Annotated in this window: 18 protein-coding genes; 7 read left to right on the top strand and 11 right to left on the bottom strand. The window is 56.6% G+C overall.

Features of this window, described 5'->3' with window-relative positions; genetic code table 11:
• Nucleotides 1-32: 32 nt before the first annotated feature.
• The 3 genes from treS to Q0650_RS00985 form a co-directional block, all read right to left on the bottom strand.
• Nucleotides 33-3,407: a maltose alpha-D-glucosyltransferase gene (treS, locus tag Q0650_RS00995; RefSeq protein ID WP_298814895.1), complete on the bottom strand. Its 3,375-nt coding sequence runs from the start codon at nt 3,405-3,407 to the stop codon at nt 33-35.
• Nucleotides 3,408-3,534: 127 nt separating this feature from the next.
• Nucleotides 3,535-5,565 carry an alpha-1,4-glucan--maltose-1-phosphate maltosyltransferase gene (locus Q0650_RS00990; RefSeq protein ID WP_298814892.1) on the bottom strand — a complete coding sequence of 677 codons (2,031 nt, stop codon included), beginning with the start codon at nt 5,563-5,565 and terminating at the stop codon, nt 3,535-3,537.
• A gap of 394 nt (nt 5,566-5,959) precedes the next feature.
• Nucleotides 5,960-6,733: a hypothetical protein gene (locus Q0650_RS00985; RefSeq protein ID WP_298814891.1), complete on the bottom strand. Its 774-nt coding sequence runs from the start codon at nt 6,731-6,733 to the stop codon at nt 5,960-5,962.
• Between the two features lie 69 nt (nt 6,734-6,802).
• Between Q0650_RS00985 and Q0650_RS00980 the strand changes: the two genes are divergently transcribed.
• From Q0650_RS00980 to sucC, 3 genes are all read left to right on the top strand, one after another.
• The gene (locus Q0650_RS00980) at nt 6,803-8,383 is read left to right on the top strand and encodes a DUF885 family protein (protein ID WP_298814889.1); all 1,581 of its coding nucleotides are present in this window, start codon (nt 6,803-6,805) and stop codon (nt 8,381-8,383) included.
• A gap of 62 nt (nt 8,384-8,445) precedes the next feature.
• Nucleotides 8,446-9,324 carry a DNA adenine methylase gene (locus Q0650_RS00975; protein WP_298814886.1) on the top strand — a complete coding sequence of 293 codons (879 nt, stop codon included), beginning with the start codon at nt 8,446-8,448 and terminating at the stop codon, nt 9,322-9,324.
• Nucleotides 9,325-9,714: 390 nt separating this feature from the next.
• On the top strand, nt 9,715-10,857 hold the full coding sequence (sucC, locus tag Q0650_RS00970; RefSeq protein ID WP_298814884.1) for an ADP-forming succinate--CoA ligase subunit beta: 1,143 nt from the start codon (nt 9,715-9,717) through the stop codon (nt 10,855-10,857).
• On the opposite strand, the gene Q0650_RS00965 is transcribed toward sucC, so the two are convergent.
• Nucleotides 10,858-11,349: a helix-turn-helix domain-containing protein gene (locus Q0650_RS00965; RefSeq protein ID WP_298814882.1), complete on the bottom strand. Its 492-nt coding sequence runs from the start codon at nt 11,347-11,349 to the stop codon at nt 10,858-10,860.
• A gap of 102 nt (nt 11,350-11,451) precedes the next feature.
• On the opposite strand from Q0650_RS00965, the gene gmd reads away from it, so the two are divergent.
• Together gmd and Q0650_RS00955 are read left to right on the top strand one after the other, a co-directional pair.
• A complete protein-coding gene (gmd, locus tag Q0650_RS00960) occupies nt 11,452-12,426 on the top strand; it encodes a GDP-mannose 4,6-dehydratase (protein ID WP_298814880.1) in 975 nt (324 codons plus the stop codon).
• Complete coding sequence (locus tag Q0650_RS00955) at nt 12,423-12,626, top strand: hypothetical protein (RefSeq protein ID WP_298814877.1); 204 nt, start codon at nt 12,423-12,425, stop codon at nt 12,624-12,626. Before gmd ends, Q0650_RS00955 begins: the two co-directional genes overlap by 4 nt.
• 88 nt (nt 12,627-12,714) lie before the next feature.
• Here Q0650_RS00955 and recJ read toward each other — a convergent pair whose 3' ends face one another.
• A complete protein-coding gene (gene recJ / locus Q0650_RS00950) occupies nt 12,715-14,424 on the bottom strand; it encodes a single-stranded-DNA-specific exonuclease RecJ (RefSeq protein ID WP_298814874.1) in 1,710 nt (569 codons plus the stop codon).
• A 673-nt stretch (nt 14,425-15,097) separates the two neighbouring features.
• Between recJ and Q0650_RS00945 the strand changes: the two genes are divergently transcribed.
• A complete protein-coding gene (locus tag Q0650_RS00945) occupies nt 15,098-18,172 on the top strand; it encodes a response regulator (protein WP_298814871.1) in 3,075 nt (1,024 codons plus the stop codon).
• 157 nt (nt 18,173-18,329) lie between these two features.
• Here the strand turns inward: Q0650_RS00945 and gpmI are convergent, their stop codons facing one another.
• The 5 genes from gpmI to Q0650_RS00920 all read right to left on the bottom strand — a co-directional run bounded on the left by gpmI (nt 18,330) and on the right by Q0650_RS00920 (nt 23,387).
• On the bottom strand, nt 18,330-19,952 hold the full coding sequence (gene gpmI / locus Q0650_RS00940) for a 2,3-bisphosphoglycerate-independent phosphoglycerate mutase (protein WP_298814869.1): 1,623 nt from the start codon (nt 19,950-19,952) through the stop codon (nt 18,330-18,332).
• 13 nt (nt 19,953-19,965) lie between these two features.
• Nucleotides 19,966-20,217: a hypothetical protein gene (locus Q0650_RS00935; RefSeq protein ID WP_298814867.1), complete on the bottom strand. Its 252-nt coding sequence runs from the start codon at nt 20,215-20,217 to the stop codon at nt 19,966-19,968.
• Nucleotides 20,218-20,289: 72 nt separating this feature from the next.
• On the bottom strand, nt 20,290-21,489 hold the full coding sequence (locus Q0650_RS00930) for an FAD-binding oxidoreductase (RefSeq protein ID WP_298814864.1): 1,200 nt from the start codon (nt 21,487-21,489) through the stop codon (nt 20,290-20,292).
• Nucleotides 21,489-22,934 carry an FAD-binding oxidoreductase gene (locus Q0650_RS00925; RefSeq protein ID WP_298814861.1) on the bottom strand — a complete coding sequence of 482 codons (1,446 nt, stop codon included), beginning with the start codon at nt 22,932-22,934 and terminating at the stop codon, nt 21,489-21,491. Before Q0650_RS00925 ends, Q0650_RS00930 begins: the two co-directional genes overlap by 1 nt.
• A 102-nt stretch (nt 22,935-23,036) precedes the next feature.
• Entirely contained in the window at nt 23,037-23,387 is a 351-nt protein-coding gene (locus Q0650_RS00920; RefSeq protein ID WP_298814858.1) for a hypothetical protein, read from the bottom strand.
• Nucleotides 23,388-23,639: 252 nt separating this feature from the next.
• On the opposite strand from Q0650_RS00920, the gene Q0650_RS00915 reads away from it, so the two are divergent.
• Nucleotides 23,640-24,398, top strand: a complete 759-nt coding sequence (locus Q0650_RS00915; RefSeq protein WP_298814855.1) for a glycosyltransferase family 2 protein — start codon at nt 23,640-23,642, stop codon at nt 24,396-24,398.
• A gap of 70 nt (nt 24,399-24,468) precedes the next feature.
• Here the strand turns inward: Q0650_RS00915 and Q0650_RS00910 are convergent, their stop codons facing one another.
• The gene (locus Q0650_RS00910) at nt 24,469-25,125 is read right to left on the bottom strand and encodes a Crp/Fnr family transcriptional regulator (RefSeq protein WP_298814853.1); all 657 of its coding nucleotides are present in this window, start codon (nt 25,123-25,125) and stop codon (nt 24,469-24,471) included.
• Nucleotides 25,126-25,160 lie beyond the last annotated feature (35 nt).

Here is a 25,160-nt window from a genome sequence, read left to right as displayed (position 1 = left end):
CCATGTCAGCGAGCATGCCTGTCTGACCTCGATCATTTGCCCGCTTCCGAATCGAGCTGGCGCAAAATACCATTGATCGGTATCGGCAACCAGTCGGGACGATTATTCATCTCGTAGTTTAGCTCATATACCGCCTTCTCGATGAAAAATGTTTCGAGCAACGACTCGAGATCGGCGCGATTGACCGGCACAAATGGTTCATTGCGCGCCGTGTTCAGATAGCCGTGCAGGAATGAAACACTGACCCAGAAGTTCCAAAAGTCGGCCCACTGCCGGAGACGTTCGAATTCATCGGAACTGCTGGCGGTATTATCACGAGTAAAGAGCGCAGCATAGGCCGCATACTGATATGAGCGTAACATGCCGGCCACATCGCGCAACGGTGAACGTTTGATCCGTCGTTCGCTGATCGGGCGTAACGGTTCGCCCTCGAAGTCAATGATCATGTAGTCTTTGCCGGTGAAGAGCACCTGCTCAAGGTGGTAGTCGCCGTGAATGCGGATGCGCACCGTCTCAATTTTATCGCCGGTAATACGGCGTAGCCGATCCAGCAATGTCGTCTCGCTCTGAGCTACCCTTTCCGCGAGCGGACGCACTGTCGCAGGCAGCGAAGGCAACAACTTCCGTAAATCCTGCATGGTCTGCCCGATCAGGCTGCGAATGCTCTGGTAAATCGAGCGCTGATACAGCGTCGAGAAGGGTTCTGGCGCCAGCGCCGGCCCACTACCCTTCGCCAGGGCTTGATGCATCTCAGCAGTGCGCTGGCCAAGCAAACGCGCCGCTTCAAGGTAGCCACCGATCAACTCTTCGGCCAGCGCCAGCGGCGGCTGATCAACAGCATCCAATAGCTCGCGAATGCTACCATTCGCCTGCGGCGGAGTCAGGTCAACCCGCGTCAACACCGTATCGTAATACCGGCGCGCCACATCCAGCGCATAATCGAACGCATCACCCTCATTCTGAACATACCCCTGCACAATTGCCAGCGTCAACGGCTCTTCCTTGCCCCGAGCGTATTCCAGATACCCGGCTACCGGCGGAGTATGGGGAAAACCAACCTCTTCCGTCAAGTACCGTCCCAACTCGAGATCGGGGTTGCGGCCCGCATCGATCTTGCGGAACAGCTTCATAATCAATCGACTGCCGAAATTGATTGACGAGTTGCTCTGTTCGCCGCGCATCAAACTCGGCTCAAGTCCATCGCTACCGCCGAGTAGCCGGCGCAAAGCGCGCGTGGTGCCGCCGAGCAATTCGCCGCCAGCTTCACCACGCAGCCGCCGGCGACCGATAATCATTTCGAGCAAGACCGATGCAAATCGACGTTCTCCGATCGGATCGTAGAGAATGCCCGCTTCAGGCCGGCGACCGACCCGCAGACGGGCAATGACTACATGACGCTGATCGGCCAGAATCTGATCGGCCCGTTCACCCTCAGCATACGCCATTGGGAGCAGATACGTTTCTGGACTGCCTTCGACATACTGCACATTGAGCAGCGTCAGGTATGCCGGCCCACCCCCGTAATCGAGACGGGCAAAATCGCCGATTGTGACCTGCTTGATCTTGCGCGTCTTGGCGCCAAACCAGCGTCGGTAGCGTAGATATTCGGGCAACACTCGTTCGAGGCGAGCCTGGCGTCCATCGTAAAAGATGGCATCCCACTCGATGGCATCAACCGGAATCTCCTCGAGTTCAGCGCCGGGTTGCGGCAACAATACACGCACCCCTTCCACCCGCTGTGGCACCAGCGTAAACCAGTAGAAACTGTGTGGCCCCAGAGTCAGGAAATAGGGATGATCACCGATGGGCGGAAACTCAACCTGACCAAACAACTCAACCGGCATCAGACCGCGGTAAGGAGAGAGATCTAATTCAACACCCTGCACAAACCGCGAGAGATTGAAGACGGCGAGCAGAATCTGATCTTCGGTCTTGCGCAAGAAACAGAGCACCTTACGGTTTTCAGGGTAGAGAAACTCGAGCGTGCCACGACCAAATGCTGTATAGCGCTTGCGCAAGGCAATCAGGCGCTTCGTCCACCAAAGCAGCGAATGCTGATTGGCGCTCTGCGTCTCAACGTTCACCGTCTCGTAGTGGTATTCGGGATCGGTAATCACCGGTAGATAGAGCTGCTGCGGATTAGCCCGCGAAAAACCGGCGTTGCGGTCACCGCTCCACTGCATCGGTGTGCGCACGCCATTGCGGTCGCCGAGATAGATATTGTCACCCATGCCGATCTCGTCGCCATAATAGATGACCGGCGTGCCCGGCAACGAAAAGAGCAGGCCGTTCATCAGCTCGATCTTGCGTCGGTGATTACCGAGCAAGGGCGCGAGGCGACGGCGAATGCCAAGGTTGATGCGGGCTTGCGGATCGCGAGCGTACACCCGGTACATATAATCCCGCTCTTCATCGGTCACCATCTCGAGCGTCAGCTCGTCATGATTGCGTAAAAAGATCGCCCACTGACAGTTATCGGGAATGGGAGGGGTTTGGCGCATAATATCGATGATCGGATAGCGATCTTCCAGATGCACCGACATGAAGAGGCGCGGCATCACCGGAAAGTGGAAGGCCATGTGACATTCGTCACCATCACCAAAGTAGGCTACGGCGTCTTCCGGCCACTGATTGGCCTCGGCAAGAAACATCCGACCATGATACTTCTCATCCATATGCCGGCGCAAGCGTTTGAGAAAAGCATGGGTTTCGGGCAGATTCTCGCAATTGGTACCCTCAGCTTCGTAGAGATACGGAATGGCGTCTAATCGCATGCCATCAACACCAAGGTCAAGCCAGAATTCCATTGCCTTGAACACTGCCCGCTGCACGGCAGGATTCTCAAAGTTGAGATCAGGCTGATGGCTGTAGAAACGATGCCAGTAATAGGCTTGCGCCACCGGATCCCACGTCCAGTTACTGGTCTCAAAATCTTTGAAGATGATGCGAGCATCTTTATAGCGGTCAGGCGTATCCGACCAGACGTAAAAATTGCGCGCTGATGAGCCAGGTTTGGCGCGCCGGGCACGCTGAAACCATGGATGCTGATCGGATGTATGATTACAAACCAGCTCGGTGATCACGCGCAAGCCGCGCCGATGCGCTTCCCGAATGAAGACTTTGAAATCGGTCAGTGTGCCGTAGTTCGGGTGAATGTTGGTGTAGTCAGCAATGTCGTAGCCATCATCCCGCAGCGGCGAGGGATAGAAGGGAAGCAGCCAGATCGCCGTTACTCCCAGATCCTGCAAATAATCAAGCTTGCTGGTCAAACCGGGAAAATCCCCTATCCCGTCACCATTGCTATCACAGAAGGCTCGCACGTGCAGCTCGTAGATGACCGCATCTTTGTACCAGAGCGGATCATCGGCCAGAATCGTCGGCGACTTGGCCGGGCGGGTACGGATCATGGCGCTTCCTCATCGTTCGTTTCAGTCGATCACCAGAGGCGACGTTGTCGGCAAGACTGAGTGGCTGCCAGATACTGCGATCCCGGCAACACCGCCCCTTTTGCTCCACAGCCTCTTTGCGCAATCATTACGCGAAATACTCAAATCCGCGCTCGTCACGCCGCAGGCGACGAATGCAAAAGATGTGAACCGGCGCCTGCGGGTGAAGTTCGACATAATTAAACTCTCCCGACCAGGTATAGCGGGCATCGGTCAACAGATCATGGGCCTGGTAGACACCATTGAGTTGCCAATCTGCTACCGGCACCTGAACCCAACCGCTATGTGACCGATCGGGATCGAGATTCACCACCACCAGGATAATATCCTGCCCATCAAGCGAAGTTTTGCTATAGGCCAGCAACCACTCGTGCTCGCGGAAATCGATATCAACCCGATGGAAACGCAGAGTATCGTTGCGATGCAGCGCTGGATGCGCGCGCCGGATGCGGTTAAGTTGGGCAATAAAGTTGCGCAGACTATGCGGCGCGTCGAGGTTCCAGCACCGAATCTCGTATTTCTCGTTGTCGATATATTCTTCTCGCCCCGGCACCGGCGTATGTTCCATCAACTCGTAAGCCGGCCCGTACATTCCCCAGCTTGCCGTCAGCGTCGCTGCCATAGCGGCTCGCGTAATAAAGACCGAACGCTGCCCGCCGTAAAACTGCGGAGTAAGAATGTCTGGTGTATTGGGCCAGAAGTTAGGAATAAAGAGATCACTCACCGGCGGCGTGGTTAGCTCGCGCAGATATTGCGTCAGCTCATGCTTTGTCGTGCGCCACGTGTAGTAGGTGTAGCTCTGAGTGAAGCCGATCTTGGCCAGATGATACATCACCTTTGGCCGAGTAAAAGCTTCAGAGAGAAAGATCAGATCAGGATACGTCGCTTTCAGCGAATTAAGGCACCAATCCCAAAACCGAAAGCTCTTGGTATGGGGATTATCGACCCGAAATACACGCACTCCCTGCTCAATCCAGAACAAGAAGATCTGGCGCAATTCACGCCATAACCCCTGCCAATCCTCCGACTCAAAGTCGAATGGATAGATATCCTGATACTTCTTCGGCGGATTTTCGGCATACTGGATCGTCCCATCTGGACGCGCACGAAACCATTGCGGATGCTCGCGCACATACGGATGATCGGGCGAGCATTGGAACGCAATATCAAGCGCAACCTCGATCCCATAGTTCCGCGCTTCGGCAACCAGCGCGCGAAAATCGTCGAGCGTGCCCAGTTCGGGATGAATGCTCATGTGGCCGCCATCGGCATTGCCAATGGCCCAGGGGCTACCAGGATCATTCGGGCCGGCAGTCAGACTGTTGTTTTTCCCTTTGCGGAATGTATAGCCGATAGGATGGATCGGCGGCAGGTAGAGAATATCAAATCCCAGTTCGGCCACATATGGCAACCGCTTTATCACATCACGGAAAGTGCCGTGGCGTCCCGGCTCATCGGCGGTCGAACGGGGAAAGAGTTCGTACCATGCCGAAAAGCGCGCTCGCTCACGCTCGACCGTCACCGGGTAGATCTCAGATTCGGTCGCAAAACGGCGTGGCAAATGAGCTACCATCAGCGTGTAAATTTCGCTGGCGAAGGCCGTATCAACATCGCCGGCGATCAAAGCGGCCTCAGCCACGTGCAACACCGCCGCATCCGCGCCACTGGCATTGCGCGCCGCTTCACCGACCAGCGCCGCGCCGATCTGTAAATCAACCCGCACGTCTTGCCCGGCAGCCAGCCGCTTCTCGAGCTGATGAACCCAGGTGGCAAAGCGATCGATCCAGGCCACGATCTGAAACTCGTGGCGACCAATACTGTTGAGGGTAAACTGCCCTTCCCACCGATCGTTGACGAGTGGACGCAACGGCGCTTCGTGCCATTGTCGCGCCCCTACCGGACGATGTCGCACCACTGCGGCTATTTCGTCGTGACCATCGGCAAACAGATCGCAGCGAACAATGAGTGGATCGCCGACAATCCGCTTGACCGGATACCGCCCGCCATCAATAATCGGTTCAACCGCCTCGATAATAACCCGCCGCCGCCCCTCACCAACTGCTGCCAGATCGGGAGCGACTGCCGCTGCGCGGCGAGAGCGTGGCGCCTTGACGGTCATGGAGCCTCCTCAACACAACAATGGCTGGTCTTTGATCTTGAAATGTTGACACACTCAATCTCGTCCATTGCGCTACTCGCCCGGTTGGGGTTAACACGGATGAGATTGAACGTCACAGGCGATGCGAGCTACATCTTGGGGAGACGAAAGCATCACCCCTACGATTGTACGTTGCCAATCAGGATGTGTCAAACTGGTTGCATGCGGTACCGATTACACGGCTATTGCCAGAACGACAAGGTTAGACCTGCGCTCTCTAGCGCAGGTTTGCCGGGTAATGGCAGCTATACCCCGCATGGTCTGGCATTTCAGATACAGATCACCGGATCCTGTTTGAACACCACTTACAATCTCGTTACCGACGTATCTGGTGACCAATCGAACAGCATCCCGACTACGATGTATGACGCACCAGCGTATAATATCCGTAGAATCGATCAACCCGGGCAAAATCGACCGCAACGTAGCCAGCAGCAAACGCCGCTTCGGCACAGGCGCGGAAATGGTAACGCCATTCCTTGGCAGTGGCAGGATCCTGTTGCTGCATAGCCTCAAAATCAAGCGGAATACGCAGGCGCGCGACCGGTTCGGCGGGGATCACCGGCGGCACGTCGAGCGCCGGATTGATAAGCGGAGCCTCGGTCACCTGATCGGCTGGTGGACGAGCCACCGGTGATTGCACCAGCCACCACTCGACCTGAAAGCGATCGGTCGGTAACTTACCATCGCGCAGCTCCGGTTCTGGGCCGTACACATTTCGCATATAAGTGCGACAGATCGCACCTAGCTTGCGCAGATTGAGATGCGCATTGCGGGCCAACAAGGGGTCATACGTCCAGGTCATCAATTCAAGGTCTTGCGCCAGCGCAAATTCGCGTTGCGCCCGCTTCAGCCGCTCACCAATACGCGCATCGCGCAAATCAGGTCGCACTGCCGCCATATGCGAGGCATGTTTCAACCGTCCATCAGAAGTACGGGCCAGAAACCCGAAGACGAAGCCAACCAGTTCGTCACCGTCAAACGCGCCGAGCACGAGGCCGCCATTACGTTGCGCGGTCACAAGCAAGTTGACCGGCACTGCAAACTCCGCGCCCCATACCAATTGCTGAAGCTGATAGCATGCCTGATATTCGGCATACGTAGCGACTGGTCGGATGGTGATCTGCATGGTATCCTCATGTGTGCGTAAACTGGAAATCAATTGCGGTGAATAAGTGCTGCTAGAGGTCTATTATACGTGGTAGCGCCTCGCTCTGCGACAACGCTGGCCGATCTGATTGACGATTTTCTGGCCGAATATACCGCAGCGCATCCGGCGCAAGCGGCTGCCCTGGGATTGCCACCGCCAGCATCAATTGGCGAACACAGCCCGGCGGCGCTGATTGCGCGCCTGGCGCGTTATCGGGCACTTGCTGCAGCATTACACCATATCACGCCCCAGACAATCGACGAGCAACTCGACTGTGAATTGTTGCGCTGGCAGCTTGAATGGGCAATCTGGCAACTAGGCCAATGGCAGCCACAACGACACGATCCTCGTTATTACGTCGGACTGGTATTTCTCGATCCACGCCGCGCGCGGAGTACTGACGCTGTTGAACAGGAGGCAGTGCTGGCCGAGTTACGCGCTATTCCCGGCCTGTTGGAAACGGCTCGCGCCAATTTACGCCGACCATTGAGCCGGCTGGACATTGAAGAAGCCCTGATCGCATTACAGCTTAATGCAACAACCCTCAGCCACGAACACCTGCCCACGCGCGAACTCCGATCTGCCGCGCGCGCAGCGTTGACCAGTCTCGCGGCATTCAGTCACTTTTTGCAGGTCGAACATCTGCCTGCCGCAGTTGACGAAGTTGGTCTCGGTCGCGAACACTTCATCGGCTGGTTACGTTTCGCCGAGCAGATCAACCTCGCGCCGGAACGGCTGCGCGCATTGGGTGAAGCCGAGATTCGCCGGCAACAAGACCTCCTCACTGCGCTGGCGCCAAACCGTGATTATCGTCACCTCCTCCGCGCGCTGGCAGCCGATCATCCACCGTCAGAACAGATCCTTGATGAATTACGCGCAGCAATTGCGCATGCGCGCAACCTTGTCGCCCGCCATGCCTTGGTGAGTCTGATCGATGCCGAATTACCGCTGGCTACGGTCGCGCCACCATTTGCGCGCTGGGCGACTTTGAGCCTGATTCCGCCCGGTCGAACCGGTCGAGCAGAAATAGCGGTGAGCCTGCCCGATCCGACCTGGCCAACCGGTGAGCAGGCAGCCTGGTTACGCGGATTTGGACGGACAGCCTTGACTATCGCTGCCTTCCACGAAGCCTACCCCGGACACTACCTTCATCTGACCTATATCGCCCACGCGCCGGGGCGATTAGCCCGTCACTTCTGGAGCAGTTGCCACCTGGAAGGATGGGCGCACTACAGTGAGCAGATTGCGCTCGCTGCCGAATTCGGTGAACGCAATCCACACCTGCTGGCAGCAGTTGCCGGCGAAGCACTATTACGCGCATGCCGGCTGGTTGTAGGGGTTGAGCTGCATACCGGCGCAATCGATCTTGCTACCGCCACCGAACGATTTCGCGATGAAGCCGGTCTTGATCCGCTGCTGGCACAACGGGAAGCGCGGCGATCGGCGCTCGATCCGGCGGTGATCTGCTATACGTTGGGCCGACTGACTATCGAACGACTGGGTGAGCGGATGCGGCAACGATGGAAAGAAACTTTTTCGTTACAACGCTTCCACGATACCTTGTTATCGTTTGGTGCGCCGCCGCTGCCTGTGCTTAACCGTCTGTTAAAGACAGTCGATATGCTATAATGCGGAGCTACAATCGCGTCTGCGGGACAGGTACGTCTAGCGTGCCTGCCGGGGGGTTGTGTGTGCCTGCGCGTCCGTTTCTAAAGTGGGCTGGCGGCAAAAGTCAGCTTTTGCCAGAGCTATCACAGCGAATTCCCGAGCGCTTTGGTCGCTATCACGAACCATTTGTCGGCGGCGGCGCGCTCTTTTTCTATTTATGGAATCAAGATCGCTTGCGGCATGGCGCCATCTTGAGCGATCTCAATCCTGAATTGATCGATTGTTATCGCGCTGTACGCGATCATGTTGCCGAACTGATCGATCTTCTCCAGAATTTGCGCCCATACGCGACCGACCGTGACTTTTTCTACGAGATTCGGGCCTGGGATCGCCAGCCCGACTTTGCCCAACGATCACTGGTAGAACGGGCAGCGCGCACTATCTTTCTCAATCGCACTTGCTATAACGGCCTCTATCGTCTCAACAACAAAGGGCAATTTAATGCCCCGTTCGGCTATTACAAAAATCCCCAGATTGTGGATAGCGACAATCTGCGTGAAGTGAGCCGGGCTTTAAGCAGCGCCGAACTGTGTGTTGCCGACTTCGCCACCGTACTTGAGCGCGCATTACCGGGTGATTTCATCTACTTCGACCCGCCATACGTGCCGGTCAGCCCGACAGCATCGTTTACCAGCTACACGCGACGCGGCTTTGATGAAACCGAACAGCGTCGGTTAGCGACAGTCTTTCATCAACTGGCCGCGCGAAATTGTTATGTCATGTTGTCAAACTCATCAACGACACTGGCCCATCAACTGTATGCCAACGCCTGCGAAGTCGATGTCGTGCTGGCCAGTCGGAAAATCAACTGCGACGGCAAACGGCGTGGGCTGGTCAAGGAACTCATTGCATGCAGTTTCCCGGTCGATGCCCTGAATCGCTACCAGATGGCCAGCGACTGAACATCGCCACGCCACCCTGATTGCGCTGAACACGGGTTACTGCTGTAACGTGAACACCATCTGGTCTCGATCAAGTGCCATGATTGCTGAACGGGCAATCGACCGGCGTGATGTTACCGGGCAGAGCTGACCACGTCACCAGAGCCAGCTATCGCCAACCGGCAATTCCGTCGCTTGAACTGTCAAACGTTTCGTCGCAGCCTTTGACAGATCAACAAAGCATGAAATCAAGCAAAGATCAATACCATGTACAGCTTTTGCACAGACAAAATGTTTGACAGTTCACCGATCATTATGCTACTATGCCCAAAGTTATTACGTCCAGATCTCATCAGGTATAGCTGTATCTGAACGACACACAAAGCCTGCAACGGGCAGCGGAGAACTGGCATGAAGTTGCATGAATATCAGGCTCGTGATCTCCTGGCACGCTACGGTATTCCGGTCACGGGCGGCGGAGTAGCGGTAACTTCGGCGGAGGCGCGCGCAATTGCTGAGCAGATCGGTGGGCCTGTGGTGATCAAAGCGCAGGTGCATGTAGGCGGGCGCGGCAAGGCGGGCGGTGTTAAACTGGCCCAAAACCCGGCTGAAGCCAAACAGGTTGCCGGCCAGATTTTGGGCATGGATATCAAAGGTTTGACCGTCGAAAAGGTACTGGTTGCCGAAGCTGTCAGCTACGAGCGCGAGTTCTATTTGTCGGCCATTCTTGATCGGGGCAGCAAGCGGATTACAATGATTGCCTCGGCTGAAGGTGGCGTCGAGATCGAAGAAGTTGCCAAAACCAAGCCAGAAGCGATTATTAAGATTTCAGCTCACCCCACCATGGGTTTGCTCGATTTTCAGGCTCGAGAACTGGCATTTCGCATCGGATTGCGCGACGGCAAGCAGGCGCGGCAGTTTGCCCAGATTGCCAGCGCACTCTATCGAGCATTTGTTGAGAATGACGCATCGCTAGCCGAGATCAACCCGCTGGTTGTGAAGGCCGATGGCAGTCTGCTCGCGCTCGACTCGAAGATACTGCTTGATGAGAGTGCGCTCTTTCGCCACCCCGATCTGGCGGCGCTACACGATCCCTCTGCCGAGCCAGAGGCCGAACGGCGCGCGCGCGAGGCCGGCATCACCTACATCAAGCTGGATGGCAACATCGGCTGCATGGTCAACGGCGCTGGCCTGGCCATGGCAACGATGGATGTCATCAAGCTATCGGGTGGCGAACCGGCCAACTTCCTTGACATCGGCGGTGGCGCCGGCAAAGAGAAGGTCAAGACAGCATTACAGATTATCCTCTCGGATCCGAACGTCAAGGCAGTGCTGTTTAATATCTTCGGCGGTATTACCCGCGTCGATGAGGTAGCGCGTGGCATTATCGCCGCGCTCGAAGAGGTGCCAACCAATGTGCCAATGGTGGCGCGCCTTGTGGGCACCAACGAAGAGGCAGGACGGGCTTTGCTGGCCGAGTCGAAACTGATTCCGGCTGCCACCCTGGCTGAAGGCGCGCAAAAAGCGGTCGCCGCTGCCCACGGTGAATTGTAGTTATCCATCAATTTCACGGCGAGCAGCGGCGATCAACGCCAGTTCGCGACGGTCGAACGTTTCGCGTTCGAGACGTTCGAGCCGCAAACGCCACTCGTCAAGCACGACGGCTGCTCGCTCCGTAGCAACGGCACCCATCTGTTCGATCCACGCTCGATCGCGCGCTAACAATGCCAGTTGCAGCTCGACTTCGGTATAGCGACAGGCTACAGATGGCAAGCGCTCGGCGCGCGCAGGTGGATAATCGGTGCCGGCCACAAGCTGCCACGGCTCACATTTGAATAAACCGGCCAGCAGCGTAATGGTGCGCTCACCCGGCACTGATAGCCCCAACTCTATGTGCGAGACTGCAACTCGCGAAATAGCCAGCCGCTCAGCCAGTTCCTGTTGCGTCCAGCCACGCTCGTTACGCAGGCGCGCAATTCGGTGCCCAATGGGTTCGTTCATAGTGACAAGATACGCAGTAACAATGGTAACTCGCTTAGCAGACACGGATCGCCACTCATTGTATAGTAGCATTGTTTTAGTTTAGTGCGCCGGGGCATAGTGCGCCCACTGGCGTTTCGCGCTGCTAAAGTGAGAGGATAATGAATCATGGCTTCCAGACGCGCGTTGATCACCGGTATTACCGGGCAGGATGGCAGTTATCTCGCCGAATTCCTGCTCGCCAAAGGATATGAGGTGATCGGTATGGTGCGCCGCTCGAGCACCGTTAACTTCGAGCGAATTAAACATATTCAAGACAAGATTACCCTGGTTAGCGGCGATCTGCTCGATGAAGTATCGCTGATCCACATCTTGCGCGAGCATCGCCCGCATGAGGTGTACAATCTGGCCGCCCAGTCGTTTGTGCAAACGTCGTGGCCGCAACCGGTCTTCACCGGCGAAACAACTGCCTTAGGCGTCACCCGCTTGCTGGATGCGGTGCGGATTGTTGACCCCGATATCCGGTTTTATCAGGCGTCGAGCAGTGAAATGTTCGGCAAAGTGGTGGAGGTGCCGCAGAAGGAGACAACGCCCTTCTATCCACGCAGCCCGTATGGGGTCGCCAAGGTCTATGGGCACTGGATTACAGTAAATTATCGCGAAAGTTACGGGATGCACGCCACTTCCGGCATCCTGTTTAACCACGAGAGTCCGCGGCGCGGGCTTGAGTTTGTCACTCGCAAGATTTCGCACGGTGTGGCGCGGATCAAGCTAGGCCTCGACGAGGAGCTGCGGTTGGGTAATCTTGAAGCCCGTCGTGATTGGGGCTTTGCCGGTGATTACGTCGAAGCAATGTGGCTGATGCTGCAACAAGATCAGCCCGAAGATTATGTCGTTGCCACCGGTGAAACTCATTCAGTTCGAGAGTTTTGCGAGCTGGCGTTTAGTTATGTCGGTCTTGACTATCGCGATTATGTGGTGATTGATCAGCGCTTTATGCGTCCGGCTGAGGTTGATCTGCTGATCGGCGATTCGACCAAGGCCCGCCAGAAGCTCGGCTGGCAACCACGCACCACGTTCCCCGAACTGGTGCGGATGATGGTCGAGGCTGACCTCCAGTTAGTGAAGGAGCAGATGCGATGAATCAGTCTGAGACCCGGTTGATCGAGGAAGGATGGATGGCATTGGTTGAGCGTTTGGGAGTGGTGAACGCGAGTCGCTTTGTGATGTTACTCGACCGACGCACCGGCGGCGCGCTCCAGCATCTTCAGTCATTGTGGGGCACGCGCTCGTTACCCGGGCGACGCCCGCAACCTCCAGCCGCCAATCAGCCTGACGCTTAGCGCCTCGCGTCCGGTCTCACGATACCGCCCTGCACGGATGGCGTGCAGGGCGGCGTTTTGCATAACGGCGCGTTCTCATCCACCGATCTCACATCTTTGCCGCGCGACGAAAATCGCGCACCAGCAAACGCATGCGCCGCTGGCCGTTCCATTCGTCTACTGCAAGCTGATAGGCCAGGTCGATAGTTGAGTGGCGCTGGAGCGCCTCGGCAAAACGACCAAAATGAAAACCAATCGCTTCGAATACAGATTTGCCAACCTGCGCGCGCATACGGAGATGCGCGCCATTGCCGGTTGGTTGCGGATCGAGCACCTTGACATTCGGCGCCATGAATACCGGTTGTGGGTTACCCTGCCCAAACGGTTCAAGCTGCTGGATACCGGCATATAGCTCCCACGATAGCTCATCGAGCGGCACAATCGCATCAAGCATCAGTCGCGGCACAAGTTGCTCTTCGCTCAGATGCTGGTGACCTAACATCAGCAACCGTTGTTCGAGCGCCGCCAGTTGCGGCGTGGCAATCGTAAAGCCGGCGGCAGCGGCATGACCACCGTAACGCACAAAGAGGTCGGCGCACTGATCGAAGAGATCGATGATGCTGAAGCCGGGGATCGAACGGGCCGATCCGCGTGAAGTTTCCGTACCCTGCTCGATCACAACGACAGGGCGGTGATACGTTTCAACCAGGCGCGCGGCAACCAGACCGATCACTCCGGCGTTGAAATGCGGACTGGAAAGCACTATCAATGGCTGTTCGGCTTTCCCGCTCTGCGCTACCTGCTCTTCGGCCATCGTCTGCAATTGACGGGTCAGCGCCTGCCGCTCGCGGTTAGTCGTGTTTAATCCAATAGCCAGCTCTTCAGCCTTGCTGCGATCATTTGTAAGCAGTAGTTCGTAAGCGCGCCGCGCTTCATCCAGCCGACCAGCCGCATTCAGGCGCGGCGCCAGCGCAAACGCAATGGAACCACTATCGATTAACCCCGGTGTCAGTCCGGCTGCCGCAATTAATGCGCGCGCGCCGGGGCGAGAGGTTTCGTTGAGCGCTATCAGGCCGGCGCGCACCAGCACCCGATTCTCGCCCTGCAATGGCCCCATGTCGGCCACGGTTCCTAACGCCACCAGATCGAGCAGATCGCGTCCGCGCAAGTGAGCCGGACGCTTGCCATAGCGGGCCAACGCCTGCACCAGCTTGAAGGCGATCCCAACCCCGACCAGTTCTTTGAAGGGGTAGGCGCAATCAGGTTGTTTGGGATTGACTACCGCCAGCGCCGGTGGCAATTTTGCTGGTGGATGGTGGTGATCGGTAACAACGACATCCATCCCCAACTGATTCGCTTCCGCAACTTCGGTATAGTTAGAGATACCGCAATCAACGGTAATCAGCACGCGCACCCCATCGGCAGCTAGCTGGTTGATGGCGAGATTGTTAAGACCATAGCCTTCCCGGGCACGATGAGGAATGTAGGGTCGAATCTTTCCACCCATAGCGCCAATCGCCTGGGTTAATAACGCAACTGCCGTCACGCCATCAACATCGAAATCGCCATACACTGCCATCACTTCGCCGCGATCGATGGCGGTTGCGATCCGCGCTGCGGCTGCCGCCATCCCGCGCATTTGCAAGGGATCGTGCAGGCCAGTACTGTAGTCGGCAGTGAGAAAGGCGCTGGCTACCGCAGGTTCACGCAGGCCGCGTTGATAGAGTAGTGTAGCCAGCAATGGCGGTAAGCCAAGCTGTTCGATAAAGGGAGCAGGCGCCGATGGACGAAACTCCCAGCGCTGACGGCGAGCAGACATATTCCTCTCTCTCCTTTGCCGGGTCGGACAGGCGACTTTCATTATACTCTGCTTTTGGGCGATACCGATGCATCGCTACGACAAAAACTGGTAATACAACTATGCTATGATCTAAACCGCGTGAGATTATCTGGCGTTACACGAAAATTTTATACCTTCTCATGATGCTGCTTCCTGCACAACATCTCCGCCTGCACTTCATCATGATCGGATGGAGGCCCTCTCTGTCGCGCGCTTCCAACCATCAGCAAACGACGCTGCGTGTTTTCGCCAGCGCTGACATAAAATCTGCTGGCCTGTCGATTGTCGCGCTACTACTGTATACCCAGGTTCTTATCAATCACAAAGGCACTCAGTGTGATGACGCACAACCATTAGTTACACGCTGTCTGCTTGCTTCTGCAATCAGCCATTATTCGCTCGATCTGACCGGACAGCGTTCACAGAGGCGCCAGCGAGACCGTTTCGGCGCGGGATATCGTCAGCCCGCGCCGGATTATTTCAGGCGCAGGTGGAACAAGCTGCTCGATGTCTCAAGAAACCGCCCGAAGACGAGGCCAGATCAAGCTTCCAGAGCGCAGATCGCGCGTATCGACGAAGCACTCTGCGCAATTCATAGCACGTTGACTGCGTGTGATTGCCATCACGGCCCGGTTTCGACAGAGGTGCAGCAATGACACCAGCTACGCCAAAACTTCGTCGTCGCCTGGCAGCCGGCCTTATCAGCGTCATTGCATGCGTTCTGTTAGTTTCGATTGTGATCTTTTGGCGTTATGCTACGCTCAACCAACAGGCCAATCACCGCCTGCAACAGGTAGCGCAAGCGCTTGAAGCGACACAACAATTGAACATCGCTCTGCTAACTGCGCAGCTTCATGACCACCTTCTCATTGAGGCAGCAGCTCATCATCGGTCAGTTGATCCACAAACGATCGTTAACTACACCACATCAATCCTCAACGCACTCCAGGCGCAAGCAAAACTCAGCGCGCTCAGCGCTGACATTCCCTCGCTAGCGGCGTTAGAGCAACAAATTGCCCACCTGATCTGGCAGTATCAAACTACTTTCTACCAGATAGCGTTTCAGCTTGAACAACGCCGGCCCGATCAACTGATCGAGCGCCTGCAAGCGGCGCGACAACAGCTTGCGGCGATCCTGTCTCATAACGAACCTGACCTGCGAGAACTGGAGCGCAAGCTTGGATTGGCGGAGTTTGCATACCTGACTGGCAGACAGCCGGAACACATCGACGATGTGCTCGACCTGCTCAATCAGTTAGAGGCTGCTGCCACCAACGCGCTTGCTGCTGAAAGCTTTACTGCGCAGCAGAGCATTGCCGATTACCGCAACACCCTTTTACAACTGATCGAGTTTGAGCGCGAGCTAGCGATCTCTTCTGGCAATCTGCACAAACACCTTGATACGTTGTTACACACCATCGAGGAGGCGGCTCTGATAGCAGCCACAGAGCAGGCACAGATAACGGTGCTGCTTGAACAAGCAACATTCATTGCATACGGCCTGATCTTTTGGATGATCGGCAGCAGCGCGGCTATCTTTATCGCGTTGGGCTGGTTGATTCACCGCTACTTTACCCGCCCATTGATAACCCTCACCGCCGCAGCCCGCCGGGTATCCAGCGGTTGGCGCGATACACCAATTCCTCTTATCGGCACCGATGAGATCGGTGAACTGGCGCGCGCCCTGGCGCGACTAACTGCCGACCTGAATGATACGATTGCCCATCTTGAAGAGCGGGTTAATCAGCGCACCGCCCAGTTGCAGCGCACGCTGGCCAACAATGAAGCACTACTGGCGCGCGAGCGCCGTCGTAGTCGCGGCGAGCAGGTTTTGATCGATTTGAGTCTGGTCTTGAGTGGACTGAATGATGAAGGCACCATTTACCGCAGACTGGTTGAAACCCTGGCAACCGGCAAAGAGCCAGATGATCGAATTGGAGTTTACGTCCGTGATTCAGATGGTTTCTGGTCGCCGCGCGCGACCGATGGCTATCGGCACAATCCGCTGTTGAAACTGTCAGCGCCACCGCTTCTGATGACCGGGTCGGGTAGCCCATTCTACATCGACGATCTCAGCCAGCATCAGATCAAATCCCTGCCCTACGCGCAAGGATCAGCTATTGTTGCTATCATTCACTGCCACGAGCAACCGCATGCCCTGCTGGTGATCTACCGTCCGCAGCCTAACGCTTTTACGAACGATGAAATTGCCAATCTGAATATTGCTGCGCAACTGGCCGGACATGCCATCACGCGCGGACATTTGATGGCATCGTTGCAGCAGGCTAAAGAGATTGCCGAGTCTGTCAACCGTGAACGGATGGCTTTCCTGGCGCGATTTGATCAGGTTGTTCGCCATCGTCTCAATATTATCGTGTCGATAGGAGAAGTGCTGCATGAAGCGCTCGCCGGTCAACCGGCAGCGGCAGAAGATGCAGCAAAGATTATGCGCGCCGGTCGGCAGTTGTTGGCGCAGTTGAACATTCTGCTTGATAGCGCCAAGATCGAGGCCGGAACGCTTGCGTTACAACCAGAGCCTTTCGCAATTGATTCGCTGCTTGATGATGTGCTGAATGAAATCAAGCCTCTGATCGACAGCAATTACAACCGGCTGGTCATCAATCGTTCTCCGCATTCAGGCATGATTGTTGCTGACCTGCAACGATTGCGCCAGATATTGATCCATCCGTTACGGTTTGCGGCTGCTACCACTCATCGTGGAGTCGTAACTGTGCAGGCCCGGCGGTTCACTGTCGCCGACCAGGGTACGTTCTTTGAACTGGTCATCAGCGATACCGGTCCGGCGCTGAGCGAATCACATCTACGCGCTCTGCTCACTCCCTTTGCCCTGTCGCCTGCCGAACCACGTCGCTCAGACGAAAGCACAGGAGTGGCTCTGAGTTGCCGATTGTGTGAGTTGATGGGTGGAACGTTGTCGGCGCGATCAGAGCATCCGGGCGGTCTCACCTTCACAATTCGCATTCCAATCACCTTTCCACAAACATCAGAAGATGGTCCCATATCGACGAGCGCCTTGCCGCAACCTGATCTGGTGCTGATAACTGCAACTGAGGCACATACGTTGCAATCCGCGCTCGAGCAGGTTGGCTGGCACGCGCGACAGACTGCCAGTCTTGAGGAGGCAATTGCCCATCTGCACCGTCCACCGGTTGCGCTCCTGATCGATCTCCCGCCGGATCGCGCGTCAACCGAGGCGATGTTGCACGCAGCCGGCTGGTTGCAGGTGCCGATTGTCTGGCTTGCGCCGACTGATGAAGGTGAACCTGGAACAGGACGGGCAGTCTGGCCCGGCGAAGCGACCGCTGTCGTCGAGACATTGCATAGCTTGATTGCCCGATCACAATCGACAGCCTCGTCAATTCTGGTCATTGAAGACGAAGTATCAACTCGATTGATGATCCGGCGTGTTCTGGAAAGGGAAGGATGGAATGTGATCGAGGCTGGTAGTGTGGCGGTGGGGGCTATGTTGTGGCGCAACGCCCGGCCTAAGCTGGTCATCCTCGACCTGATGCTGCCCGACGGCGATGGGATCGATTTACTCCGCGAGCTGCGGTCGGAATTATCAACACCGGTGATTGTTGTCACGGCCAGGTCATTACAAGCCGATGAATTAAGTGTGCTGGCCAGATGTGGAGCGGTTGTGTTGTATAAGGGTCGGTATCGACGCGACGAATTGCTGGCGTATGTGCGCAAGCTGGCGCAGTGAACGGCAGGAACTGTTCTGACCAGCGTATTCCCATTTCCTCTCACGGTGACACCTGACCTGCATCCGTTTGCCGCTGCCAGCCCGGTAGGAATGCGCATTCCTACCGGGTCGAAAACGGTCTCACAGCGCGAAGCATACTACCCTTTGGCTGGCAGAACTATTGTCGTCGCGCGATCAGGCTCTGGCCAGTCATGTCGGCTGCTGGCGGCAATTCCAGTAGCTCAAGCAATGTCGGCGCGACATCGGCCAGGCGACCGCCACTCCGCAGACTGATCTCGTCTTTGCTGTAGCCAGGACCACCGATCAAGAAGCATGGCACCGGATTGGTCGTGTGGGCAGTATGCGGCCCACCCGTTTCCGGGTCGATCATCTGCTCGGCATTGCCGTGATCGGCGATGACCAGCGCTACGCCACCTCGTTCCAGAATCGCCGGAACCACTCTCGCCAGCCCGGCATCGACCGCTTCACAGGCTTTGATCACGGCAGGAATACTGCCGGTATGACCAACCATATCGGGATTGGCGTAATTGACGACAATGAAATCGTACTGATCACGTTCAATCGCCTGTAAGAGCGCGTCGGTCACTTCTGGCGCACTCATTTCCGGCTTGAGATCATACGTGGCGACTTTCGGCGAGGGAATAAGCTGGCGATCCTCGCCAGGGAATGGTTCCTCACGCCCGCCATTGAGGAAGAAGGTCACGTGAGGATACTTCTCGGTTTCGGCAATATGGAACTGACGCATTCCTGCCTGACTAATCACTGCTGCCAGTGGGTCTGTAACATACCGCGGCGGGAAAGCCACCAATACCGGCAGACCCTCTTCATACTGGGTCATGGTTACAAAGCAGAGATCGCGCAACTGACGTGGACGCTGCCAGATCTGCGCCGGCAGTGGCTGACCTTCGGCGCGCTGACGCTCATAGTGCTGGGTAATTCGCTGATTGAGTTCGGGATCGACGAAAGCACGGGTCAACTGGCGACCGCGATCCGGGCGAAAGTTGGTGAAGATCACCGCATCGCCATCGCGCACTGTTGCCACCGGCGCGCCCTCGGCATCAACAATAACTGTTGGCAACACGAACTCATCGCTGACATCAGCAGCGTAAGAGGCCTCGATAGCTGCGCGCGCCGAAGTCGCTTTTTCCCCCACTCCATCAACCAGCGCGGCATACGCGCGACCGGTGCGCTCCCAACGCTTATCTCGATCCATGGCGTAATACCGACCCGACACCGAGGCAATCTCACCCGTGCCCAGCCGAGCGATAACTCCTTCCAGGGTGTCAAGGAAACCGAGCGCGCTACGCGGTAACACATCACGCCCATCAAGGAACAGATGGAGATAGACACGGCGAAGATGATGGCGATGGGCTAATTCGAGAAGCGCGTGCAGATGATCTTCGTGAGCGTGAACACCCCCTGGCCCAAACAACCCCATCAAATGGAGAGCCGAGTTGTGCTGCCTGACATGCTCGATAGCCTGGAGCAAGGCCGGGTTGTGGAAAAAGTCGCCATCGGCAATAGCTTTACTAATCCGCGTGAGTTCCTGATACACCACAAATCCGGCGCCGATATTGAGATGGCCGACCTCAGAATTGCCGATCTGCCCTTCTGGCAGACCTACATCTAAACCGGATGCTCCCAGCGTGGTAAAAGGACAAGTCGCCATCCAGGCATCAACGCGCGGTGTATCGGCCAGATCGGCTGCATTGCCGGGGCCGGGTGGGGCAATCCCCCATCCGTCCATAATAATCAACACCACCGGACGTGGACGAGTCATACACATTTCTCCTTTATCCAAGACCGAGGGCCACCTGGAAAATGCGCCATGCCGCCAGCAAGCCGAGCAGCACAGCACCCAACAACGGCACCACGGTTAAGAAGAGGCTCCAGAGTCGTTCGACAGTTGAAGGATTGGCACTTACAAACCCGCGCACTAATTCCCGTCGCACTGCCTGCCAGCCACCCCAGAGCGTTGCAACCGCGAGCGCGGCGAAGACCAGGGCCGCGCCTAACGCAATCAGAGAACCGAGCAGCGCCATCATTTTCTCCTTCAGTCAATATTCCAACGCAGATGCCGAAGTCTCCTCCAGCTACAGGTGTCGGTATTGTCCTGGTCAGGCTACCATCCAGCGACCCGGATTGAGAATACCTGCCGGATCCCAGCGCTGCCGCAGCGAGCGCATCAGATCGATGTTTGGCGGCGGCGGACCCCACCGATCGATTCCGACCGGGCTATGTTCAACAACGACATATCCACCCGCGATAGCCAGGGTTTGACGTAATGTCGCCAGATTGTCTACTACCGTGACTGGCCATCGCGCTATCAGCAAGCCCAGGCCGGGAAAGATGGCCAGATCGGGCGGCGCGGCAAGCCGCACCGCTTCCACCGCAGCAGCCAGTTTATCATCAGGCACGCCAATGCGTAGCAAAAGATCGTCAACCGCCGGTATGAGATAGAGCGACTCCCATAGGTGTTGATCATCTGCGCAGTTCGTTACCTCACCCGTTTGGGAACATATCGCTATCGCCTGCGCTAATTGACGTTCCACTGCAGTCGCCACACCGGCAAATCGAGCGATCAGCTTCACCGCATCGGTGAGCCGGATGGTGAGCGCCACCGGTTGCAATGGTGGTTGCCGGATGGCTGCTGCGGCCTGGAAAGCGGCGGCCAGCGTAGGAAAGGTTGCCTGCAACGAAGCTTTGTATTCCGGCAGTGGGGCCACTTTGAAGGTTGCCGCCACGATCACGCCTAGCGTGCCGCAGGCCCCCAGGTGCAATTTATGAGTGTCATAACCGGCGACATTCTTGACCACTCGTCCACCGCTATGCACGATCCGGCCATCACCAAGCACAACTTGCATGCCGAGCAACCACTCACGCGGCCCACCGTAGCCGAGCCGCAACGGCCCCCATGCCGCTGTGGCCAGCAGACCACCGATAGTGGCCGTTGCCGAAACTGGCGGATCCCAGGGCAACCACTGCCCGTGTTCGGCCAGAACTGCCTGCGCAGCTTCAAGCGGGCACCCGGCTTCGAACGTGACCACCAGATCGGCAGGCTGGTATTCAACGACCCGAGTAAGACAGCGCAGATCGAGCGCCAGATCGTAGCGTTGCGGCGGATTGACGACAAACTGCCGGGTACCAGCTCCCCAGATCGCCACTGCGGTTTGAGTGCGAGCCGCTTCGGTCACGATAGTGGCGACATCAGCAATTGTTGCCGGTTGGGCAACTCGCTGTGGCGCCTTCCCACCCAGCATGTAAGCAGTTGGCGACAGCATTGACGGCGTCTTCATCTGCGCGTCATATCTCTGCATCAGATCCAGGCTCCTCGATCCACTGCCCGCAACGCGCCACGGGCGTAACGAATATCGGCACAACTACTACCGTGAGGCAACAACTTACAGGGATTCATCACGCCAGAGGGATCAAATACGGCTCGCAGATCGGCAAAAGCGGCCAGATCGGCTGAGTTGAAGATCCATCCCAGATAATCACGCTTCTCGATCCCGATACCGTGCTCACCGCTGATGGTACCGCCAGCAGCAACACAGGCCTGCAAAATCTCTTCACCGGCGGCAATGGCTCGTTCTAGCGCACCGGGATGGCGCAGGTCGAAGAGAAGGAGCGGGTGAAGATTACCATCACCGGCGTGGAAGATGTTAACAATGGTAATCTGGTGACGATTGGCAACCGCTTCGGTCAGGCGCAGCAGTTCAGGCAAGCGCGAGCGAGGCACAACTCCATCCTGGATGTGATAGTGTGGTGCGATCCGGGCACAAGCGGCCAGGGCGCCTTTCCGCCCGGCCCACAATTTTGCCCGCTGCGCTTCATCGCGGGCCGCGCGTAATTCACGCGCGCCGTACTGACGGCAAAGGGCATCGATCTGGACTGCCTGCGCTGCGACCTCTTCCCGCAGACCATCGATCTCGATCAACAACACTGCCCGCGCATCAGCCGGGTAACCGGCGTGAACTGCCGCCTCAACTGCTGCAATCCCCTGACCGACCAGCATTTCAAGCGCAGCGGGAATAATTCCACGCGCAATAATCGCCGAGACTGTCGCGCTAGCGGCGTCAAGATCGTCGTAGATGGCCAGAAAGGTTTGAATTGCTTCCGGGTTGGGGGTAAGCCTGACTAAAGCCTCGGTGACGATCCCCAGGGTCCCTTCACTTCCGACAATCACACCAAGCAAATCATAGCCAGGCGTATCGAGAGCAGCGCTGCCCACCTCGATCACGCGGCCATCACTCAACACGACTGTAGCGGCCAGAACATGATTGGTTGTTACGCCATATTTGAGGCAATGTGGCCCGCCGGCATTCGTCGCAATGTTGCCGCCAATCGTACTGGCGCGTTGACTGCTTGGATCAGGGGCGAAGTGAAGGCCGTAAGGCGCCGCTGCCATGCTCAGATCGGCATTGATCACACCGGGTTGAACGCGAGCTGTGCGGGCAAGGGGATCGATGGCGAGAATGCGGTTAAGCCGGGTGAGAGAAATGACCAATCCCCCTTGTTCGGGAACTGAACCACCGGCCAGGCCGGTACCGGCGCCGCGCGCCACAATCGGCGCGCCAAGCTGCGCTGCTACCCGCACACATGCAGCAACTTCAGCCGTAGTGCGCGGCACGACTACGACCTCTGGCATGCCCTGATCGAGTGCTGAACCATCGTATTCGTAAAGGATTAACTCTTCGCGACGTCGCAGTACGATGACGGGATCGACGACGCGCAATAGTGCAGCGATCAATTCATCTCTCATTATCGGTTATTATCCTGCCAGACAGGTGAGCGAACACGCGATTGGGCATTTTTTGCCTGAGCGGGCATCATCAGGCATGCCGTGGCGGCAGCGCAATAGCAGCTACTTGGTGCGCACGCGACGTTTCAAATCGAACACGGGCCGCCGAAACGCCAGCAGATCGAGGGTGCCACGCGGGTACGAACGCAGCACCAGAGCCAGACCGCGCGGATGTCGTCGCCAGATCCCGGCCAGCGCCAGACCGATCAGCAACGGCGCCATCACCCATAACAGCACCGGCGTACCGTTGGTGATAATGATCGAACCAAGGCCGATCCCAACCAGCAACCACTGCGCCACCGGCAAAAACAACATCCGTTCGCGTAGATAGTAAAACGCGACCAGATATGCCACTACATACCAGATCGAAAGCAGGATCATCATGAGCAACAGCCATGAGAGAATGGTTTCCATAAACGTCCTCGCTCCGCCACGCGCCTGTTACAGGCATGATAACATACTCACGCCAGCGCTACCACGGACAGTTCTGTGCATCGTTACCACATTGCGTTACTGCGCATTGCGGATACGACATCTCGACGTGGCAGTCCTGACGCTACCGGCACAACAGCAGCCACACAACAACCTTGTGCCGGCTTATCTAGCAGGCAACAGTGTGCTATAATCAGCCGGCAATCAACTCAATGGTGCAGGGAGTTTCACGGTATGAATAACCGGCCCAGTATTAGCGTCTTTTTCCCCGCCTGCAACGATGCCGGCACAATTGGCAGCATGGTTGTTGCAGCGATTGAAACGCTCGAAGAGATTACCGACGATTATGAAGTAATCGTCGTTGAGAATGGGAGCACTGACTATACTGTTGAGGTGCTTGAGTCGTTAGCGAAGCGCTACGACAAACTGCGGGTCTACACTCATCGGCAAGCGCTCGGCTATGGGGGAGCACTCAGGGTAGGCTTTGCGAAAGCGACCAAAGACCTGATTTTTTACACCGACGGCGATGCGCAATACGACCCGCGTGAACTAAAGTTGCTTTTGCCGGCATTGCGTGAAGACATCGATATTGTCAACGGCTGGAAGATTGATCGCGGCGATCCGCTGCATCGGATCATTATTGGCCGAATCTACCATCACACGGTCAAATTCCTCTTTGGGTTTAAACTACGCGACGTTGATTGTGATTTTCGCCTGATTCGACGCCACGTCTTTGACAATATTGAGCTAGAGTCGGATAGTGGCACGATCTGTCTCGAACTGGTGAAAAAACTGCAAGATTCCGGCTATCGCTTTGCCGAAGTTCCGGTACATCACTATCATCGCACCTACGGCAAGAGCCAATTTTTCAACTTTCCTCGCCTCTGGCGCACCTTCGTACAATTAATCGGGTTATGGTGGAAACTGGTTGTGCGACGCGAGCACCTGCGTCAACGCAAAGCGCGCGCTCAGACCGAGCAGACAATGCGCTGATCAGGATCGAACAGGCGCATTGTAAGTAATTTAATTTTCGGATCGTGTTATCCGGTAAGAAACAACCTGGTTAGCTTTGCGCCAGCTCGCGCAAGCGCGACGGATTAAGCAGAGTGATACCTGAGCTATCAACATCAAGCAGGCGAGCATCGCGAAACTGATTGATCACCTTGGTAACCGTCTCGCGATACGCATTGATCATGTCAGCCAGTTGTTGATGAGTGCGACGCGGTAAGCGAGCCGGCTGCGGCGCGGCAAGTGGTTGCGTTTCCGACATTTCCAGCAATACGGAAGCCAGCCGGGCTGGCACCGACTTAAACGCCACTTCTTCGATCCGGCGGCTGACGAGCAAACGCTGCTGACCGAGTAGTTCGAGCATTGCAGCAACCAGATCGCCATCGGTAGCCATCACTCGCAGCGCCTCAGCGCGTGGCACGGCCAGCGCCCGCACTGGCGTCAATGCTTCAGCAAAGGTATCATACGCTACATCGCGCTCGATGGCACTCAAACCAAACGTCTGCCCCTGCTCAACCACGCGCACCGTTAACAGCCGGCCTTCACGTGACGCAAGGTGTAAACCAACCTGACCACTCGCCAGCAAATAGATCGTCTGCGCCGGTTGGGCCGGGGTGTAGATCGAGCTATGACGGCGGAATGATTGGGATTGGCCCAATGGGGCCAATCGGTGCCAGACTAACGCTTCCGCTTCTTGCAACCGTGAGGTCATAACCTTATCCCTTCCACGCCATTGCAACCGGCCAT

The organism is uncultured Chloroflexus sp. (assembly GCF_937129525.1).
GTDB lineage: Bacteria > Chloroflexota > Chloroflexia > Chloroflexales > Chloroflexaceae > Chloroflexus.
This window is presented reverse-complemented; position numbering and strand designations above follow the sequence as displayed.

Coding starts and splice junctions, on each gene's coding strand:
- treS (WP_298814895.1), bottom strand. CDS start 3,407: ATGATCCGTACCCGCCCGGCCAAGTCGCCGACGATTCTGGCCGATGAT.
- Q0650_RS00990 (WP_298814892.1), bottom strand. CDS start 5,565: ATGACCGTCAAGGCGCCACGCTCTCGCCGCGCAGCGGCAGTCGCTCCC.
- Q0650_RS00985 (WP_298814891.1), bottom strand. CDS start 6,733: ATGCAGATCACCATCCGACCAGTCGCTACGTATGCCGAATATCAGGCA.
- sucC (WP_298814884.1), top strand. CDS start 9,715: ATGAAGTTGCATGAATATCAGGCTCGTGATCTCCTGGCACGCTACGGT.
- gmd (WP_298814880.1), top strand. CDS start 11,452: ATGGCTTCCAGACGCGCGTTGATCACCGGTATTACCGGGCAGGATGGC.
- Q0650_RS00955 (WP_298814877.1), top strand. CDS start 12,423: ATGAATCAGTCTGAGACCCGGTTGATCGAGGAAGGATGGATGGCATTG.
- recJ (WP_298814874.1), bottom strand. CDS start 14,424: ATGTCTGCTCGCCGTCAGCGCTGGGAGTTTCGTCCATCGGCGCCTGCT.
- Q0650_RS00945 (WP_298814871.1), top strand. CDS start 15,098: ATGACACCAGCTACGCCAAAACTTCGTCGTCGCCTGGCAGCCGGCCTT.
- gpmI (WP_298814869.1), bottom strand. CDS start 19,952: ATGACTCGTCCACGTCCGGTGGTGTTGATTATTATGGACGGATGGGGG.
- Q0650_RS00935 (WP_298814867.1), bottom strand. CDS start 20,217: ATGATGGCGCTGCTCGGTTCTCTGATTGCGTTAGGCGCGGCCCTGGTC.
- Q0650_RS00930 (WP_298814864.1), bottom strand. CDS start 21,489: ATGCAGAGATATGACGCGCAGATGAAGACGCCGTCAATGCTGTCGCCA.
- Q0650_RS00925 (WP_298814861.1), bottom strand. CDS start 22,934: ATGAGAGATGAATTGATCGCTGCACTATTGCGCGTCGTCGATCCCGTC.
- Q0650_RS00920 (WP_298814858.1), bottom strand. CDS start 23,387: ATGGAAACCATTCTCTCATGGCTGTTGCTCATGATGATCCTGCTTTCG.
- Q0650_RS00915 (WP_298814855.1), top strand. CDS start 23,640: ATGAATAACCGGCCCAGTATTAGCGTCTTTTTCCCCGCCTGCAACGAT.
- Q0650_RS00910 (WP_298814853.1), bottom strand. CDS start 25,125: ATGACCTCACGGTTGCAAGAAGCGGAAGCGTTAGTCTGGCACCGATTG.